Genomic DNA, 15,807 nt, shown 5'->3' on the forward strand with positions numbered 1-15,807 from the left:
TTCCACATCAAGCCAGCGTCGGTTCTTCCTTTTGTAACTACCGTGACCGAGTCCTGACGATGAACACTGAATTTCGCAAACCGCTCCCCGGCAGCCGCCTGGATTTTTTCGATGCCCGCGCGGCCGTCGAGGCCATCACCCCCGGCGCCTACGCCACACTGCCTTATACCTCCCGCGTACTCGCCGAAAACCTCGTGCGCCGCTGCGACCCGGCCACCCTCAATGCGTCCCTGAGCCAGTTGATCGAGCGCAAACGCGACCTCGACTTCCCCTGGTTCCCCGCGCGCGTGGTGTGCCACGACATCCTTGGCCAAACCGCGCTGGTGGACCTCGCCGGCCTGCGTGATGCCATCGCCTTGCAAGGCGGCGACCCGGCCCAGGTCAACCCGGTGGTGCCGACCCAATTGATCGTCGACCATTCCCTGGCCGTCGAAGCCGGTGGGGCTGACCCGCAGGCGTTTGAGAAAAACCGCGCCATTGAAGACCGCCGCAACGAAGACCGTTTCCACTTTATCGAGTGGACCAAAAAGGCCTTCAAGAACGTCGACGTGATCCCGCCGGGCAACGGCATCATGCACCAGATCAACCTGGAGAAAATGTCGCCGGTGATCCAGGTGCGTGACGGCGTGGCCTTCCCCGACACCTGCGTCGGCACCGACAGCCACACCCCCCACGTGGACGCGCTGGGCGTGATCGCCATCGGCGTCGGCGGCCTCGAAGCCGAAAGCGTCATGCTCGGCCGCGCCTCGTGGATGCGCCTGCCGGAAAGCGTCGGCGTGGAGCTGACGGGCAAGCTGCAACCGGGTATTACCGCGACCGATATGGTGCTGGCGCTGACTGAATTCCTGCGCAAGCAAAAAGTCGTCGGTGCGTGGCTGGAGTTCTTCGGTGAAGGTGCCTCAAACCTGACCCTCGGCGACCGCGCGACCATCTCCAACATGGCCCCGGAATATGGCGCCACGGCGGCGATGTTCTACATCGACCAGCAGACCATCGCCTACCTGAAACTTACCGGCCGCGAAGACGAGCAAGTCACCCTGGTGGAGCAGTACGCACGCCACACCGGCCTGTGGGCAGATGACTTGAAAGGTGCACAGTACGAGCGCGGCCTGACCTTCGACCTGTCCAGCGTCGTGCGCAATATGGCTGGCCCAAGCAACCCGCACGCCCGCGTCGCCACCAGCGACCTGGCGGCCAAAGGCATCAGCGGCCAATGGGAAGAAGTGCCCGGCCAGATGCCCGACGGCGCGGTGATCATCGCTGCCATCACCAGTTGCACCAACACCAGCAACCCGCGCAACGTGATTGCCGCAGGCCTCTTGGCACGCAATGCCAACAAGCTCGGGCTGGCGCGCAAGCCGTGGGTCAAATCCTCTTTGGCACCCGGTTCGAAAACCGTGGCGATGTACCTCGATGAAGCCGGCTTGACCACTGAGCTTGAGACATTGGGTTTTGGGGTGGTGGCGTTTGCCTGCACCACCTGCAACGGCATGTCCGGCGCACTCGACCCGGTGATCCAGCAGGAAATCATCGACCGCGATCTGTACGCCACCGCCGTGCTGTCGGGCAACCGCAACTTTGACGGGCGCATTCACCCTTACGCCAAGCAGGCGTTCCTCGCTTCGCCGCCATTGGTGGTGGCTTATGCGATCGCCGGCACCATTCGTTTTGATATCGAAAAAGACGTGCTGGGCCTGGACGCCAACGGCAAGGAAATCCGCCTGAAAGACATCTGGCCGAGCGACGAAGAGATCGATGCTGTGGTCAAGGCCTCGGTCAAGCCGGAGCAGTTTCGCAAGGTCTACATTCCGATGTTCGCGATCCATGAGGACACCGGCCCGAAAGTCACGCCGCTGTACGACTGGCGCCCGCAAAGCACCTACATCCGCCGCCCGCCTTACTGGGAAGGCGCGCTGGCCGGGGCGCGGCCGCTCAAGGGCATGCGCCCGCTGGCGGTGCTGCCGGACAACATCACCACGGACCATTTGTCGCCGTCCAACGCGATCATGCTCGACAGCGCCGCCGGCGAATACCTGGCGAAAATGGGCCTGCCGGAAGTCGACTTCAACTCCTACGCCACTCACCGTGGCGACCACCTGACCGCGCAACGCGCGACCTTCGCCAACCCGAAACTGTTCAACGAAATGGTGGTTGAAAACGGCAAGGTCAAGCAGGGTTCACTGGCGCGCATCGAGCCGGAAGGCCAGGTCACGCGGATGTGGGAAGCCATCGAAACCTACATGGAGCGCAAGCAGCCGCTGATCATCATCGCAGGCGCTGACTACGGCCAGGGCTCATCTCGCGACTGGGCGGCCAAGGGCGTGCGCCTGGCCGGTGTGGAGGCGATTGCCGCCGAAGGTTTCGAGCGCATCCACCGCACCAACCTGGTCGGCATGGGCGTGTTGCCGCTGGAGTTTTTGCCGGGCACCGACCGGCATACGCTGAAAATCGACGGCAGCGAAACCTATGACGTGCTCGGCGAGCGCACCCCGCGTGCCACGCTGACACTGGTGATCAACCGCGAGAATGGCGAACGTGTCGAAGTGCCGGTGACCTGCCGCCTGGACACCGCTGAAGAAGTGTCGATCTACGAGGCGGGCGGCGTGTTGCAACGTTTTGCCCAAGACTTCCTGGAATCGGCGGCGACCGCTTAAGGGGTTAACCATGACACAGGTTGCGCAAATCAAGATCCCCGCCACCTACATGCGTGGCGGCACCAGCAAAGGGGTGTTTTTCAGCCTCAAGGACCTGCCCGCATCGGCGCAGGTGCCGGGCGCGGCGCGCGATGCCCTGCTGTTGCGGGTGATCGGCAGCCCCGACCCTTACGACAAGCAAATCGACGGCATGGGCGGTGCGACGTCCAGTACCAGCAAAACCGTGATCCTGGCCAAGAGTACCCGCGCCGAGCACGACGTGGACTACCTGTTCGGCCAGGTGTCCATCGACAAGCCGTTTGTGGACTGGAGCGGCAACTGCGGCAACCTGTCGGCGGCGGTGGGTTCGTTCGCCATCAGCGCGGGCCTGATCGACCCGGCCCGCGTGCCGCACAACGGTGTGGCCGTGGTGCGGGTGTGGCAGGCCAATATCGGCAAGACCATCATCGCCCACGTGCCGATCACCGACGGCGCGGTGCAGGAAACCGGTGATTTCGAACTCGACGGCGTGACCTTTCCAGCCGCCGAAGTGCAGCTGGAATTCATGGACCCGGCGGCGGAAGAAGAAGGCGGCGGTGGTTCGATGTTCCCCACCGGCAACCTGATCGACGACCTGGAGGTGCCGGGTGTCGGCACTTTCAAGGCCACGCTGATCAACGCGGGCATCCCGACGATTTTCATCAACGCCGAAGACCTCGGCTACACCGGCACCGAGCTGCAAGGCGCGATCAACGGCGACCCGAAAGCCCTGGCGATGTTCGAAACCGTGCGCGCCCATGGCGCCTTGCGCATGGGCTTGATCAAGCATCTGGACGAAGCCGCCCAACGCCAGCACACGCCGAAGGTGGCGTTTGTGGCCAAGCCTGCGGATTACGTGGCCTCGAGCGGTAAGGCGATAAAGGCCAGTGACGTGGATTTGCTGGTGCGTGCGCTGTCCATGGGCAAGCTGCACCACGCCATGATGGGCACGGCGGCGGTGGCGATTGGCACGGCGGCAGCGATTTCCGGGACGTTGGTCAACCTGGCGGCAGGGGGCGTTGAGCGTAATGCGGTGCGGTTCGGGCATCCGTCCGGGACCTTGCGTGTGGGCGCTGAGGCTACCCAAGTCAACGGCGAGTGGATCGTCAAAAAAGCCATCATGAGCCGCAGCGCGCGGGTTTTGATGGAGGGCTTCGTGCGCGTGCCCGGCGACGCTTTCTAAGCCCCAACACCCAACTCATGTTGGAGCGGGCTTGTGTGGGAGCGGGCTTGCTCGCGAATGCGGTGGGTCAGATAAGAATCTGGTGACTGACACACTGCATTCGCGAGCAAGCCCGCTCCCACAGGGGTTCTTTATTTCAAGGCTGGCAACCAGACCAGCCAAAACCAGATCAACCGTGAGCCCGAGGACTAACCCCAACCCATTTTTGGAGTACTGCCATGAGCGCCAACGTCGACCAGAACAACCGCCCCGACTACGACCAGGTTTTGCAGGACATTGCCGATTACGTCCTCAACTACCGGATCGACTCCCGGGATGCGCTGGACACCGCCCGCAACTGCATGATGGATACCCTGGGTTGCGGCCTGCTGGCCCTGCGTTTCCCCGAGTGCACCAAGCACCTGGGGCCTATCGTGGAAGGCACGGTTGTACCCTTCGGCGCGCGTGTTCCCGGCACTTCGTTCCGTCTGGACCCGGTCAAGGCTGCGTGGGACATCGGCTGCATCGTGCGCTGGCTCGACTACAACGACACCTGGCTCGCCGCCGAGTGGGGCCACCCTTCGGACAACCTTGGCGGCATCCTTGCCGTGGCCGACCACCTCTCGCAAAAACGCGTGGCCAATGGCGACGCACCGCTGACCGTGCGCGCGGTGCTGGAAGCGATGATCATGGCCCACGAAATCCAGGGTGTGATTGCCCTGGAAAACTCCTTCAACCGTGTAGGCCTGGACCACGTGTTGTTGGTGAAAGTCGCCTCCACGGCCGTTACGGCCAAGCTGATGGGCGCCAACCGTGAGCAGTTGCTCGCGGCCTTGTCCCATGCGTTTGTCGATGGGCAGGCGTTGCGCACTTACCGCCACGCGCCCAATGCCGGTTCGCGCAAGTCATGGGCGGCGGGGGATGCCTCGAGCCGGGGCGTGCGCCTGGCGGATATCGCGCTGCGCGGCGAGATGGGCATTCCCGGTGTGTTGAGTGCGCCGCAGTGGGGCTTCTATGACGTGCTGTTCAGCCACTCCAACAAGGATTTGGCGCTCAAGCCCGAGGACAAGCGCGCGTTCAGCTTGCCCCAGCCTTACGGCACTTACGTGATGGAAAACGTGCTGTTCAAGATCAGCTTTCCTGCCGAGTTCCATGCGCAAACGGCGTGTGAGGCGGCGGTGACGTTGCACCCGCAGGTCAAGCATCGTCTGCACGAAATCGAGCGCATCGTGATCACTACCCACGAGTCGGCGATCCGCATCATTTCCAAGGTCGGCCAACTGGCCAACGCCGCCGACCGTGACCACTGCCTGCAATACATGACCGCTGTGCCGCTGGCGTTCGGCAACCTGGTGGCCGAGCAGTACGAAGATGATTTCCACGCCTCGCACCCGATCATCGACGAGCTGCGCGGCAAGATGGAAATCGTTGAAGACCTGCGCTACAGCCGCGAATACCTGGAGGCCGACAAACGCTCCATCGCCAACGCCGTGCAGGTGTTTTTCAAGGACGGCTCCAGTACCGAACAAGTGGCGGTGGAATACCCGATCGGCCATCGCCGCCGCCGGGTGGATGGCATTCCATTGCTGGAAGACAAGTTCAAGGCCAACCTGGCCACGCGGTTTACCGCGCAGCGCAGTGGGGAGATTTTTGCGCTGTGCAAGGATCAAGAGCGGCTTGAGGGCACCCCGGTAAACCGGTTTGTGGACTTGTTCGTGGTCTAGAAAGTAACGGAGAACCCATGTGGGAGCGGGCTTGCTCGCGAAAGCGGCGGGTCAGTGAAATGAATATCGACTGACACACCGCTTTCGCGAGCAAGCCCGCTCCCACACAAGCCCGTTCCCACATTTGAATCTTCGTTTGCCCGGTTTTACATACTGCCTTCCACATCATCCAGGCTGAACGTCTCGGTGTGGTCGTCATACGAAAAGATCTCCGCATACCGCCCCCACGCCACCACGCTTTCCAGGGTTTTCTCGACAAAGGCCTCGGTCATCGAGTCTTCCAGCTCCTGTTCGAAACGCACCCGTGGGGCACGGTGGCCGCTGCGCTCCAGCAGCACCTGATGAATGCGCGCGGCCAGCGGCACGTGGCGGATCAAGTGCTCGGCGAACAGGGTTTTGCGTTCCTGGGTGCCGTAGTCGGCGAACAGCTTGCCGGCGTCGGTGAGGGTGATGTCGGCGCCTTTGAGTTCAGCGAAGCCCAAGTGCTCCAGCATCTCGGCCACCGGGAACAGGTCATCGACTTCCAGCAAACGTCGCTCGGCCACCGTCGGCAGACCGGCGTGCCCGTTGTAGGGCTCGGCAGCGAGGGTTTCGATCAGGCCGGCCATCAGGTTGGTGGACACTTCCGGCAACAGGCTGCCCATTTTCAGCTCGGGCAGGCCACGGCTGGCGTCGGCGCTGCGCCGGTCGGTCATCAGCGCGTAAATGTCGTCAACCATCTGCCGGAAGGTCGGGTCCAGGCGGTTACGCGGGTGGGCAAATGGCACCTTGATCTCGGCGACCACACGGCCCGGGTTGGACGACAGCACCAGAATGCGGTCGCACATCAGCACTGCTTCTTCGATGTTGTGGGTCACGATCAGGATCGACTTGATCGGCAACTGCTTGCCGCTCCACAAATCCAGCAGGTCGGTGCGCAGGGTTTCGGCGGTGAGTACGTCCAGCGCCGAGAAGGGTTCGTCCATCAACAACAGCGTCGGGTTGACCACCAGGCCGCGGGCAAACCCCACGCGCTGGCGCATGCCGCCGGACAATTCACGGGGGTAGGCGTTTTCAAACCCGTCGAGACCGATCAAGTCGATGGCGGCGAGGGCACGTCGGCGGGTTTCCTTGCGCTCGACCTGCAAGGCTTGCAGGCCGGCTTCCACGTTTTCCAGCACGGTCAGCCACGGGAAAAGGGCAAAAGTCTGGAACACCATGGCCACGCCTTCGGCCGGGCCGTTGAGTGGCTTGCCCTGGTAGCGCACATCGCCCGAGGAGGGCTGGATCAGCCCGGCGATGATGCGCAACAGTGTGGACTTGCCGGAGCCGGAGCGGCCGAGCATGCCGACGATCTCGCCTTCGTGCAGGCTCAGGTCCACGCCGCTGAGCACTTGCAGCTCGTCTTTGCCCTTGCCGAACACCCGGTTCACGTTTTTCAGCGAGTAAATTTCCGGGGTGTCGACAGTGTGTTCAGTAGGGGTAGTCATCACGGCGAATCCCGTCAATTCAAACGAAGTTTGTTTTCAGCGATGGCGTACATCGGTCGCCAGACCGCACGGTTGAACGCCACCACAAAGATCGACATCACCACCACGCCCAGGGCGATCTTGGGGAAGTCGCCGGCGGCGGTGGTTTGGGCGATGTAGGCGCCCAGCCCGTGGGCGACCACGTTGTCCTGGCCCCACGAGACGTATTCGGACACGATGCTGGCGTTCCACGCGCCGCCCGAGGCGGTAATCGCGCCGGTGACGTAGTAAGGGAGAATCCCCGGCAACATCACCTTGCGCCACCACAGCCAGCCGCGAATGCGGAAGTTGGCGGCGGCTTCCTTGAAGTCATTCGGAAACGCGCTGGCCCCGGCGATCACGTTGAACAGGATGTACCACTGGGTGCCGAGTACGATCAGCGGGCTCAGCCAGATGTCCGGGTTGAGGTTGTAGTGCAGGATCACGATTACAAACACCGGGAACAGCAGGTTCGCCGGGAAGGCAGCGAGGAACTGCGCCAGTGGCTGGATCTTTTCCGCCAGGCGTGGGCGCAAACCGATCATCACGCCCAGCGGCACCCAGATCAGCGAGGCGATCAGGATCAACCCGGCCACCCGCAGCAGCGTGATCAAACCCAGCACAAACACATGGCCGACTTCGGCGAAGGTCACTTCGGTGCCGACGTACAACACGATGTGATACAGCGCATAGGCGGCCATCAGTGCAATCACCGTGCCCCAGACTACATCGATCACTTTCGAGGCTGCCGGGGTTTGCGCAGGCAATGCCTTGAGCGCACCGCCCCCCAGGCTGAAACGCTTGTTGCCGATACGGCTGATGGCGCGGGTGATCGGGCGCAGGATGCGCTGCACGACGCGTGTGCGCTGGATCAGGTTCAGCAGCCAGGATTGCGGCGCGGCGCCTTGTGAGGCGGTGGTTTCCATGCGGAACTTGTCGGCCCAGGCCACCAGCGGGCGGAACAGGAACTGGTCGTAGATCAGGATCACCGCAACCATGGCGAGGATCACATAGCCCACGGCGTGCAGGTCTTTCTGCGCAATCGCCAGGGCGAGATACGAGCCGACGCCGGGCAGGGTGATGGTCTTGTCGCCGACGGTGATGGCCTCGGAGGCCACCACAAAAAACCAGCCGCCGGACATGCTCATCATCATGTTCCACACCAACCCTGGCATGGCGAATGGTACGTCGAGCTTCCAGAATTTCTGCCAGCCGGAAAGACGCAGGTTGGTCGATACCTCCACCAAGTCATGGGGCAGCATGCGCAGCGACTGGTAGAAGCTGAACGTCATGTTCCAGGCCTGGCTGGTGAAGATCGCGAAGATCGCCGCGAACTCGGCGCCCAGCACGCGGCCGGGAAACAGCAACAGGAAGAACGTCACGGTGAACGAGATGTAACCGAGTACCGGCACCGACTGCAGGATGTCGAGCACTGGCACCAGCAGTTTTTCGGCGCGCCGGCTTTTGGCGGCCAGCGTGCCATACAAAAAGGTAAACACCAGTGCCGCCACCATCGCCGCGAGCATGCGCAAGGTCGTGCGCATCGCGTATTCCGGCAGATTGGCCGGGTCGAGGGAGATGACTTCACTTTGCAAGGTGGCGATAGGCGCCCAGGTTTCGCGGGCGGTAATAGAGAAAAACAGCAGAAAACCGATCACCAGCGGCAGGGCGACCAGGTCCCAGCGGTTAGGCAGCAAGCGCAGGGTCGACGCCGGCAGGTAGTCACGAAAGACTCGATTCATAGGCAATTGCTCATAGGCAGTCAGTCCTGCGGCGTTCAGGTTCGCAAAAGCGTAGTGGGTGTGAGCTTAGCTTCTCTTCAAGCACTCACCGAGAAGGGGCGGGCGCGCTTCTCCATGAGCCAGGGGCAGCGCATCTGGGGGAGATGTGCTGTTGGCGGAATTGTACGTTTCTAAATGTTACAAGCGCATAAATTTGCTGTCAGTTTCCTGTACGAACTGCGACCTGGTGGCTCGGTATTGGGTCGGGATTCATTCAAATAGCAGATCGGAGGAATTCGGCGCTGAAATACGCAGTGATTCAAGTTTTCTGATGCCTTGGAACCTCCTTTGGGTAAATGCCAATCAGGTAGGCAGATGGCTGGCTGGAACATGTCATCCGACATTGCGATTTTGATACCTGAATTTGAGAAGGTGCCCTATGACTTCAGTAAACACGCGTCCACAAACTCCTTATATGACGGGCTATGAACAACCCCGAAATTCGGTTCCTGCCGGTCAGGAAAACAACCCTGAGGCGTCAGGAAGCGCCGGCCCACAGACCTACTCCGAGCCTCCCCGAGGCCCGATGACGCCCGAGCAACGCGGGCAGTTTTCGAGCCACAGCGGGATGATCAATCCGCAGCCCCCTCAGGGGGCTGATATGTCGGCCGAGCTAGCCGAAGTGGCCCAAAAAAACCAGAATCTTCTCGGCAAGTACGCAACTCTGGCCACAAAAATACAGACAAAGCTCCCTGAGCTCGCCACGAAAATAGGGACACTGGAGCAACAGATCCATTCTTCACGTCAACAGACTGAAGGCACGTCCGGTGCTCAAGGCTCTAAGCTACAGAACCGTTTTGCCGATGCTCAGACCGTAGCGACTGAACCACCCGAAACATCTGACACGCCGGACACGCAAACAACTGAGCAAGTCCACGCTGCCGGCTTTGCCCAGTTGACCGAAGATATCTCCCAGCTTAAAAACGCACTCGGCGTGTTAATGCAGAACTTGAAGAATGCAATGACAGTACTGACTGACAAGCTTGATGAACTGACTCAATTGCTCAGCCAGAGCGCACCGCAAAACCAGAATCATCCTCTGTCGGCAGGCACCACTGAAGCTGCGCTACCGAACGACATGGCGCCTGAAATGATGACTCCATCGCAAGCTAAAAAGCCCGCTTTGACCAATGAATCAACAGAGTCTGCTCCTGGCACGATTGAGTACTTCAAGCAGGAAAACCAAAAGCTTGAGATTCAAATTGATGAGATGACGGCTTACTTTGAGCAAATGATGTCAACTCTTGAGGAACAGATCAAAACCTTAACCCGGCAAATCGAAGCCCAGGCGAAATAGGGCGATACCGGACCAACCAGTGTGGTGGGCGTCCTTCACACTGGCGTTTTTCAGTTTGAATCCGTTACTCAAACCGCAGGATCACCCGGCGGTTGTGCTTGCTCTTCTTCTCGATCTTTTCGCAAAACACCCGGCCAATTTCCTCTGTGTTGACCACGTGGGTGCCACCGCACGGCTGGATGTCGATTCCGCTGATTTCTATCACCCGCACCGAGCCCTGGATCACCGGTGGCGCGACGGCCTGGGTGCGGGTGATCTGCAGCAGCGTGGAATACTCCGAAGCGGGCATCGACAAGGTTGTCACCGCGTGGGCCTGTTCGATCAAAGCGTTGAGGTCACGGGTGATGCTGTCTTTGTCGAGCGTCATTTCCGGCAGGTCGAAATCCAGACGGCCTTTATCGGCGCTGATGCTGCACCCGGTCACAGGCGCATCGATGATCGAGCACAACAAGTGCAGGCAGGTGTGCATCTTCATGTGCTGGTAGCGGCGCTCCCAATCCAGGCCCGCATCCACCTGCACGCCGGCCGTCAATTGTTCGGGGCAGTGTTCAACCTGATGCCAGATGATCGAGCGCAACACCGGGTCGCGCACGGTGCCCGTCACCGCCACCCGCGTACCGTCGGGCAAGGTCAGGTGGCCGGTGTCGCCGGGCTGCCCGCCGCCGGTGGGATAGAACAAGGTGTGCTCCAGGGCAATGCCGTGTTCGCTGACGGCAATCACCCGGGCACTGAAGGCGTTCTGGTAAGGCGCGCTGTCAAACAGCGCCAGGGTTTCCATGGTGTGCACAGACATGTTCAACCTCCGACAATCAATGGGCTGGCTTGCAACAGGTGACGCACCATTGCGCTCAAGCCAGGGGGGGAGAGCAGGGTGATTTCAAATTCCGGGCCACTGACTTTCAGGTTCAGCGGCAGGCGCGGCAGTTGCTCACCTATATCCAGGCGCCGCAGACGAAATTGCAGGTGATGACGTTCTTTGACGGTGGGCTCCAGCATCAACCCCTGCAAGGGGTGAAAGTCGGCGTCCAGCACCGTGACCTTGTGGCTGCCGCTGACCTCGCCAACCACGTGCAAACGCTCATCCAGGGCGAAGGCACCCAGGTAGCTGCCCTGGTCTGACTCGGTATTTTTTTGCAGTTGAACCTGGTTGACCACCTTGACCTTGGTGCCTGCCGGCACATCCTGGGTAATGACGCAGGACGGGCTGATAAACACGTTGTCGCCGATCAGTACATAGCCCAGCACGCGTGCACCGGAGCCCACCTCCACATTGTTGCCCAAGCGCGGGTGGCGCTTGCCGTCCGGGTTGTTGGCGATCCCCCGTGCACCCAGGGTGACACCGCAGAGGATGTAGCAGTCGTTGCCGATTTCGCAGGTCTCGCCGATCACCGTGCCGTAGCCGTGGTCCAGTACAAAACGCCGGCCGATGCGCGCCGCCGGGTGAATCTCGGCGCCGGAAAGGATCTTGCCCTGGTTACTGAGCTTGAGGGCGATGCGCGAAAACACGCCGTTGGCCTTGTCGGGGAAATTCCACACCAGGTGCGCAAGGCGGTAGAACAACACCGCCTTGAAGGAGGCGTAGGACTCCAGTATCAGCTCGCCGCGCCCGCGGGATGCCGGATCACGATAGGCATAGGCGATCAAGTCTTCGGCCACGGCCTGCGCGGCGTTCTGGATCAGCGGTGCCAGATGTGGCTCCAGCTGCTTCATCTGCGCAGGCGTCAAGGTCTTGATGAGGTGAGTGATCAACTCATCGTGCAGCTGTTGCATGTCGATAAAGCCCCCCATGGAGGCACCCCCGCATTCTGGTCTGTTGGGAAACCGCTTATTCGAAACTGGGCAGGTAGCCGTCGGCATTGTCGTAGACCACTGTCAGCACCACCGTTTCGGGCGGCAGTTCGGGGGCAAGTTGGGCAATGGCGACCATATTGGCGGCGGACGACAACCCCAGGCTGATGGCGTCGGTGCGCATGATGCGTTTCATCATGTCGATGCACGCCTGGCGCGACACCTTGAGCATGCCATCCAGCACGTTCACGTTGAGAATGCTGGGGATCAAGCCGATCGACAGGCCCTGGATATGGTGCGGCGCATGCTGGTCTTTCAGCAGGTCGCATTCCTCCGGCTCCACGCCCATCACACGCAGGGCTGGCCAGGCTGTTTTCAGGGTTTCGCCGATACCGGTGATATGCCCGCCTGTGCCGATGCCGCTGACGAAATAGTCCACGCGCAGATCACCGAAGGCTCGCAGGATTTCCGGCGCGGTGGTGTCGCGGTGGGTTTGCGGATTGGCGCCATTGCGCTGCTGGTTGAGCATGACGTAGTTGGGGTTTTCCAGCTGCAGCTCCATGCACTTTTCGCCATGGGAGTTGTTGCCCAGACGGCTGTCCGAGAGCACTACCCTGGCGCCATACAGGCGCAGCAGCTTCTGCTTTTCGGGGCTGTAGTTGTCGGGAATCACCAGCACCACTTTGTAGCCCAGCACATTGCCGGCCATCACCAGGCCGATGCCGGTGTTGCCGCCGCTGGGCTCGATGATGGTTTGCCCTGAATCGCGAATCAGCACGCCCCGTCGCTCGGCGTCGAGGATCATCCCCAGGGCAATGCGCGCCTTGTGGCTGCCGCCGGGGTTGAGGGATTCAAGCTTGGCGTAGACCTCTATGCCGAGGTCTTCGGAAAACTGCGCCAGGCGCACGATCGGCGTTTGGCCGATTACGTCGAGAATGGAGTTATGCAGCATCGGTCAGCCCCCGGCTCAGTACAACGGCATGTCGGGTTCGACGTCGCGGACCCAATGCTTCATGCCGCCCTGCAGCACCTTGGTATTGGCAAAACCTGCGGCCAGCAGTGTGCTGGCGGCTTGCTCGGCGCGGGTGCCGGCGTAGCAGATCAGGTAGTGAGTGTTGTCGCGGCTGAGGCTGTCGAGTTGCCCGTCCAGTTCGGCCAGCGGGATATGCACCACGCCTGGCAACTTGCACACCTCCAGCTCACTGGCGTCGCGCACGTCCAGCAGCACGTCGGCGCTGCGGTGGTGGTCGAGCACTTGTTTGAGTACGCGTGGTTTGATGTAGCGCTCTTCGGCGAGTGCCGGCCGGCTCGGTACGGCATCGGCGCAGAGGGCCGGGGCCAGGGTTTCGCTGTGGCGCAGCTCCGAGCAGCAGGGGCAGTCGGGGCGACGCTTGAAACGGATTTCGCTGAACTTCATCGCCAGGGCGTCGAAGCGCATCAAGCGGCCGGACAAGGGCTCGCCAATGCCGATCAGCAACTTGATGGCTTCGGTGGCCTGAATCATCCCGACCACACCCGGCAGCACGCCAATCACCCCGCCGGCGCTGCAGTTGGGTGCAAGCTCTGCAGGTGGCGCGGAAGGGAACAGGCAGCGGTAGCAAGGCCCGCCTTTGTAGTTGAGTACGCTGATCTGCCCGTCAAACCGGTAAATGGCACCGTAGACCAAGGGTTTGCCAAGCTGCACGCAGGCGTCGTTGACCAGGTAGCGCGTGTCGAAATTATCGGTGCCGTCGATCACCAGGTCGTAGGCGCCCACCAGCTCCAAAGCGTTGTCGGCGTTCAGGGCGGTGTTGTGCGCATTGATCTGAATATGGCTGTTCAAGTCCTGCAGGCGCTGTTTGGCGGAATCGACCTTGGGCATGCCCAGCGTGCTGTTGCCGTGAACGATCTGGCGTTGCAGGTTGCTGCTTTCCACCACGTCAAAATCCACCAACCCGAGGGTGCCGATGCCCGCTGCTGCGAGGTACAGGCTGATGGGCGAGCCCAGGCCGCCGGTGCCGATGATCAGCACCTTGGCCTTTTTCAGGTTCAATTGACCTTCGCGGCCGACGCCCGGCAGGGTGATGTGGCGTACGTAGCGCTGTACTTCTTCATTGCTCAGGGCGTCCACATCCATACCGCCGGAGGTGGCGAGCAGCACTTCGATTCTGGCTTTTTCCGGCAGCGGCTCGTCGGCGCCGATCAATTCTTCTTCAGCGGTGAACAGGAAGTGCTCCTTGAGCTGGTTGTTCTTTTCATGAAACAGGTGCTGGCGCAGCTGCGGGTGGCTGCTGCAGAGGTTTTCAATGACTTCGCGCAATGTCGATCCGGTGCCCTCGAGGGTCGCTTCCGGCAGCTTGGCCACGCGAACCAGAATGTCGGGGAAAGAGACAGCGTTCATGGACAACTCCGTGTGCAGGTCGTTGAAAGGGTTGAGGGCGAAATGCTTGCCATCCCAGGCAAACAGCTTGGAGCCCAGGGCCTGGCCTTGACGAACATCCACCACCAGATAGCTCACGGGGTAGATCGGTTCGCCCAGGAACAGTGCCTTGTCCTGGTCTTCTTCACTGAAATAGGCGCCGACATCCGGGTGGGAGTGGTAGATCACCACCACCGGGTTTTCGCTGCGAAACGCCTTGTTCATCAGCAACGTGTCGGCTACCGAAAAGGTATAGCCGTTGGCCGCGCTGCGTGGGTACATCTGCGGGTCCTTGCGGTGCAGTTCGTTCTGGATATTGCTGCCCAGGTACACGCTGCCGTCGGCGAAGACAAAACCACAGCATTCCTCGGGATAGCTGCGGCTGGCGTGGGCGTAGATCTGTTCCAGGGTTTTTGGGCGGAGGACGTCCATGTTTCTCTCGCGTTGTTCATGTTGACGGGGCTGGAGGGTCAATTTTTCTTGGCCAGGAGTTTTTCAATCGGCAACTTGGTGATCGCAAAGCCGGCCAGGAGGATGGCCGAATAGAGCATCAGGTCGCGGGAAATCGCCACGCCTTCATACCAGGCGCCGATGATCACCGCGAACACCGGAAAGATGATGAACACGAACGACAGGATGATCGGGCTCAGGCGCTTGAGCAGCATGAAGTACACGATGAAACCGCCCACCGACGCTACCAGCCCCAGGTAAAACAGCGCGCTCCAGGAGCGCAGGGTGATGTTTTCGAAGGTTGGTGTTTCAAACCACAGGCCGGCCACGAACAGCATCAGCCCGGCGATGCCGATGGGCAGTGTGTTGTAGGTGATCACGCTGATGGCACTGCCTTTTTGCTTGGTAATGACATAGCACAAGGCATGCATGATCGCGGCGGTCAGGATTGCCAGCACGCCGAAGAACTCGGCGTGGTCCAGGTGCAGGCCCTGGCTCTTGATGATCATGTACAGGCTGCCGAAACCGATGCCGATGCCGACCACCTGGGAAAAGTAGATGCGCTCACGCAGAAACAGCGCGGAGAAGATCAGGATGAACACCGGCATGCAGCTGAAGAGCAGGGCGGTGAGGCCGGACGAGACATGCATCTCGCCATAGTTGAGCAGGTAATAGGGAACGCTGAAGTAGGAAAGGGTCACGAACACGAAGAACCAGCGGCTTTCCCGTGGAAACAGAATGGGCTCCCGGCGCACCAGGGCAAAACACAGAAACAGCGGGAAGGCGATCAGAAAGCGCAGGCCGGCGGACGTCAGCGGCGGCACGCTCTCGACGGCGATCTTGATGCCCAGCCAGGTGGTACCCCAACTCAGGCACACGATAAGAAACATCACGCTGGTGATCAGCCCGGCCAGCCACTGTTTCTGGGTTTTTGTTTTTGTTGTGTTTTCGAGAACGGCGGACATTGGCATCGTTTATTGCTTCCCTGAGCCGGAATTGAACTCTATATTGACTGTGTATTAAGTTGTTTCATCCGGTGATTGAACCC

Annotated in this window: 11 protein-coding genes; 4 read left to right on the forward strand and 7 right to left on the reverse strand. The window is 60.8% G+C overall.

Annotated elements, in window-relative coordinates; genetic code table 11:
* Window positions 1-59: 59 nt before the first annotated feature.
* The 3 genes from acnD to prpD all read left to right on the forward strand — a co-directional run bounded on the left by acnD (window position 60) and on the right by prpD (window position 5,558).
* Window positions 60-2,654 carry a Fe/S-dependent 2-methylisocitrate dehydratase AcnD gene (acnD, locus tag AB4P94_RS14245; protein WP_395611053.1) on the forward strand — a complete coding sequence of 865 codons (2,595 nt, stop codon included), beginning with the start codon at window positions 60-62 and terminating at the stop codon, window positions 2,652-2,654.
* Between the two features lie 10 nt (window positions 2,655-2,664).
* Window positions 2,665-3,855, forward strand: coding sequence for a 2-methylaconitate cis-trans isomerase PrpF (prpF, locus tag AB4P94_RS14250; RefSeq protein ID WP_395611054.1), 1,191 nt, complete (start codon window positions 2,665-2,667; stop codon window positions 3,853-3,855).
* A 218-nt stretch (window positions 3,856-4,073) separates the two neighbouring features.
* Entirely contained in the window at window positions 4,074-5,558 is a 1,485-nt protein-coding gene (gene prpD / locus AB4P94_RS14255; RefSeq protein ID WP_395611055.1) for a 2-methylcitrate dehydratase, read from the forward strand.
* A 146-nt stretch (window positions 5,559-5,704) separates the two neighbouring features.
* Here prpD and AB4P94_RS14260 read toward each other — a convergent pair whose 3' ends face one another.
* Complete coding sequence (locus tag AB4P94_RS14260; RefSeq protein WP_395611056.1) at window positions 5,705-7,027, reverse strand: AAA-associated domain-containing protein; 1,323 nt, start codon at window positions 7,025-7,027, stop codon at window positions 5,705-5,707.
* A 14-nt stretch (window positions 7,028-7,041) separates the two neighbouring features.
* On the reverse strand, window positions 7,042-8,787 hold the full coding sequence (locus tag AB4P94_RS14265) for an ABC transporter permease (RefSeq protein WP_395611057.1): 1,746 nt from the start codon (window positions 8,785-8,787) through the stop codon (window positions 7,042-7,044).
* A gap of 418 nt (window positions 8,788-9,205) precedes the next feature.
* On the opposite strand from AB4P94_RS14265, the gene AB4P94_RS14270 reads away from it, so the two are divergent.
* On the forward strand, window positions 9,206-10,123 hold the full coding sequence (locus AB4P94_RS14270; RefSeq protein WP_395611058.1) for a hypothetical protein: 918 nt from the start codon (window positions 9,206-9,208) through the stop codon (window positions 10,121-10,123).
* Between the two features lie 64 nt (window positions 10,124-10,187).
* Here the strand turns inward: AB4P94_RS14270 and AB4P94_RS14275 are convergent, their stop codons facing one another.
* The 5 genes from AB4P94_RS14275 to AB4P94_RS14295 are packed head-to-tail and all read right to left on the reverse strand — an operon-like array spanning window position 10,188 to window position 15,673.
* On the reverse strand, window positions 10,188-10,916 hold the full coding sequence (locus tag AB4P94_RS14275) for an alanyl-tRNA editing protein (protein WP_395611059.1): 729 nt from the start codon (window positions 10,914-10,916) through the stop codon (window positions 10,188-10,190).
* A 2-nt stretch (window positions 10,917-10,918) separates the two neighbouring features.
* A complete protein-coding gene (locus tag AB4P94_RS14280) occupies window positions 10,919-11,911 on the reverse strand; it encodes a serine O-acetyltransferase (RefSeq protein WP_395611060.1) in 993 nt (330 codons plus the stop codon).
* 37 nt (window positions 11,912-11,948) lie between these two features.
* Window positions 11,949-12,863: a PLP-dependent cysteine synthase family protein gene (locus AB4P94_RS14285; RefSeq protein ID WP_395611061.1), complete on the reverse strand. Its 915-nt coding sequence runs from the start codon at window positions 12,861-12,863 to the stop codon at window positions 11,949-11,951.
* A 15-nt stretch (window positions 12,864-12,878) separates the two neighbouring features.
* The gene (gene moeB / locus AB4P94_RS14290) at window positions 12,879-14,741 is read right to left on the reverse strand and encodes a molybdopterin-synthase adenylyltransferase MoeB (RefSeq protein ID WP_395611062.1); all 1,863 of its coding nucleotides are present in this window, start codon (window positions 14,739-14,741) and stop codon (window positions 12,879-12,881) included.
* A gap of 38 nt (window positions 14,742-14,779) precedes the next feature.
* The gene (locus tag AB4P94_RS14295) at window positions 14,780-15,673 is read right to left on the reverse strand and encodes a DMT family transporter (protein ID WP_395611331.1); all 894 of its coding nucleotides are present in this window, start codon (window positions 15,671-15,673) and stop codon (window positions 14,780-14,782) included.
* Window positions 15,674-15,807 lie beyond the last annotated feature (134 nt).

The sequence above is a fragment of the Pseudomonas sp. B22129 genome, assembly GCF_044218875.1.
Lineage (GTDB): Bacteria > Pseudomonadota > Gammaproteobacteria > Pseudomonadales > Pseudomonadaceae > Aquipseudomonas.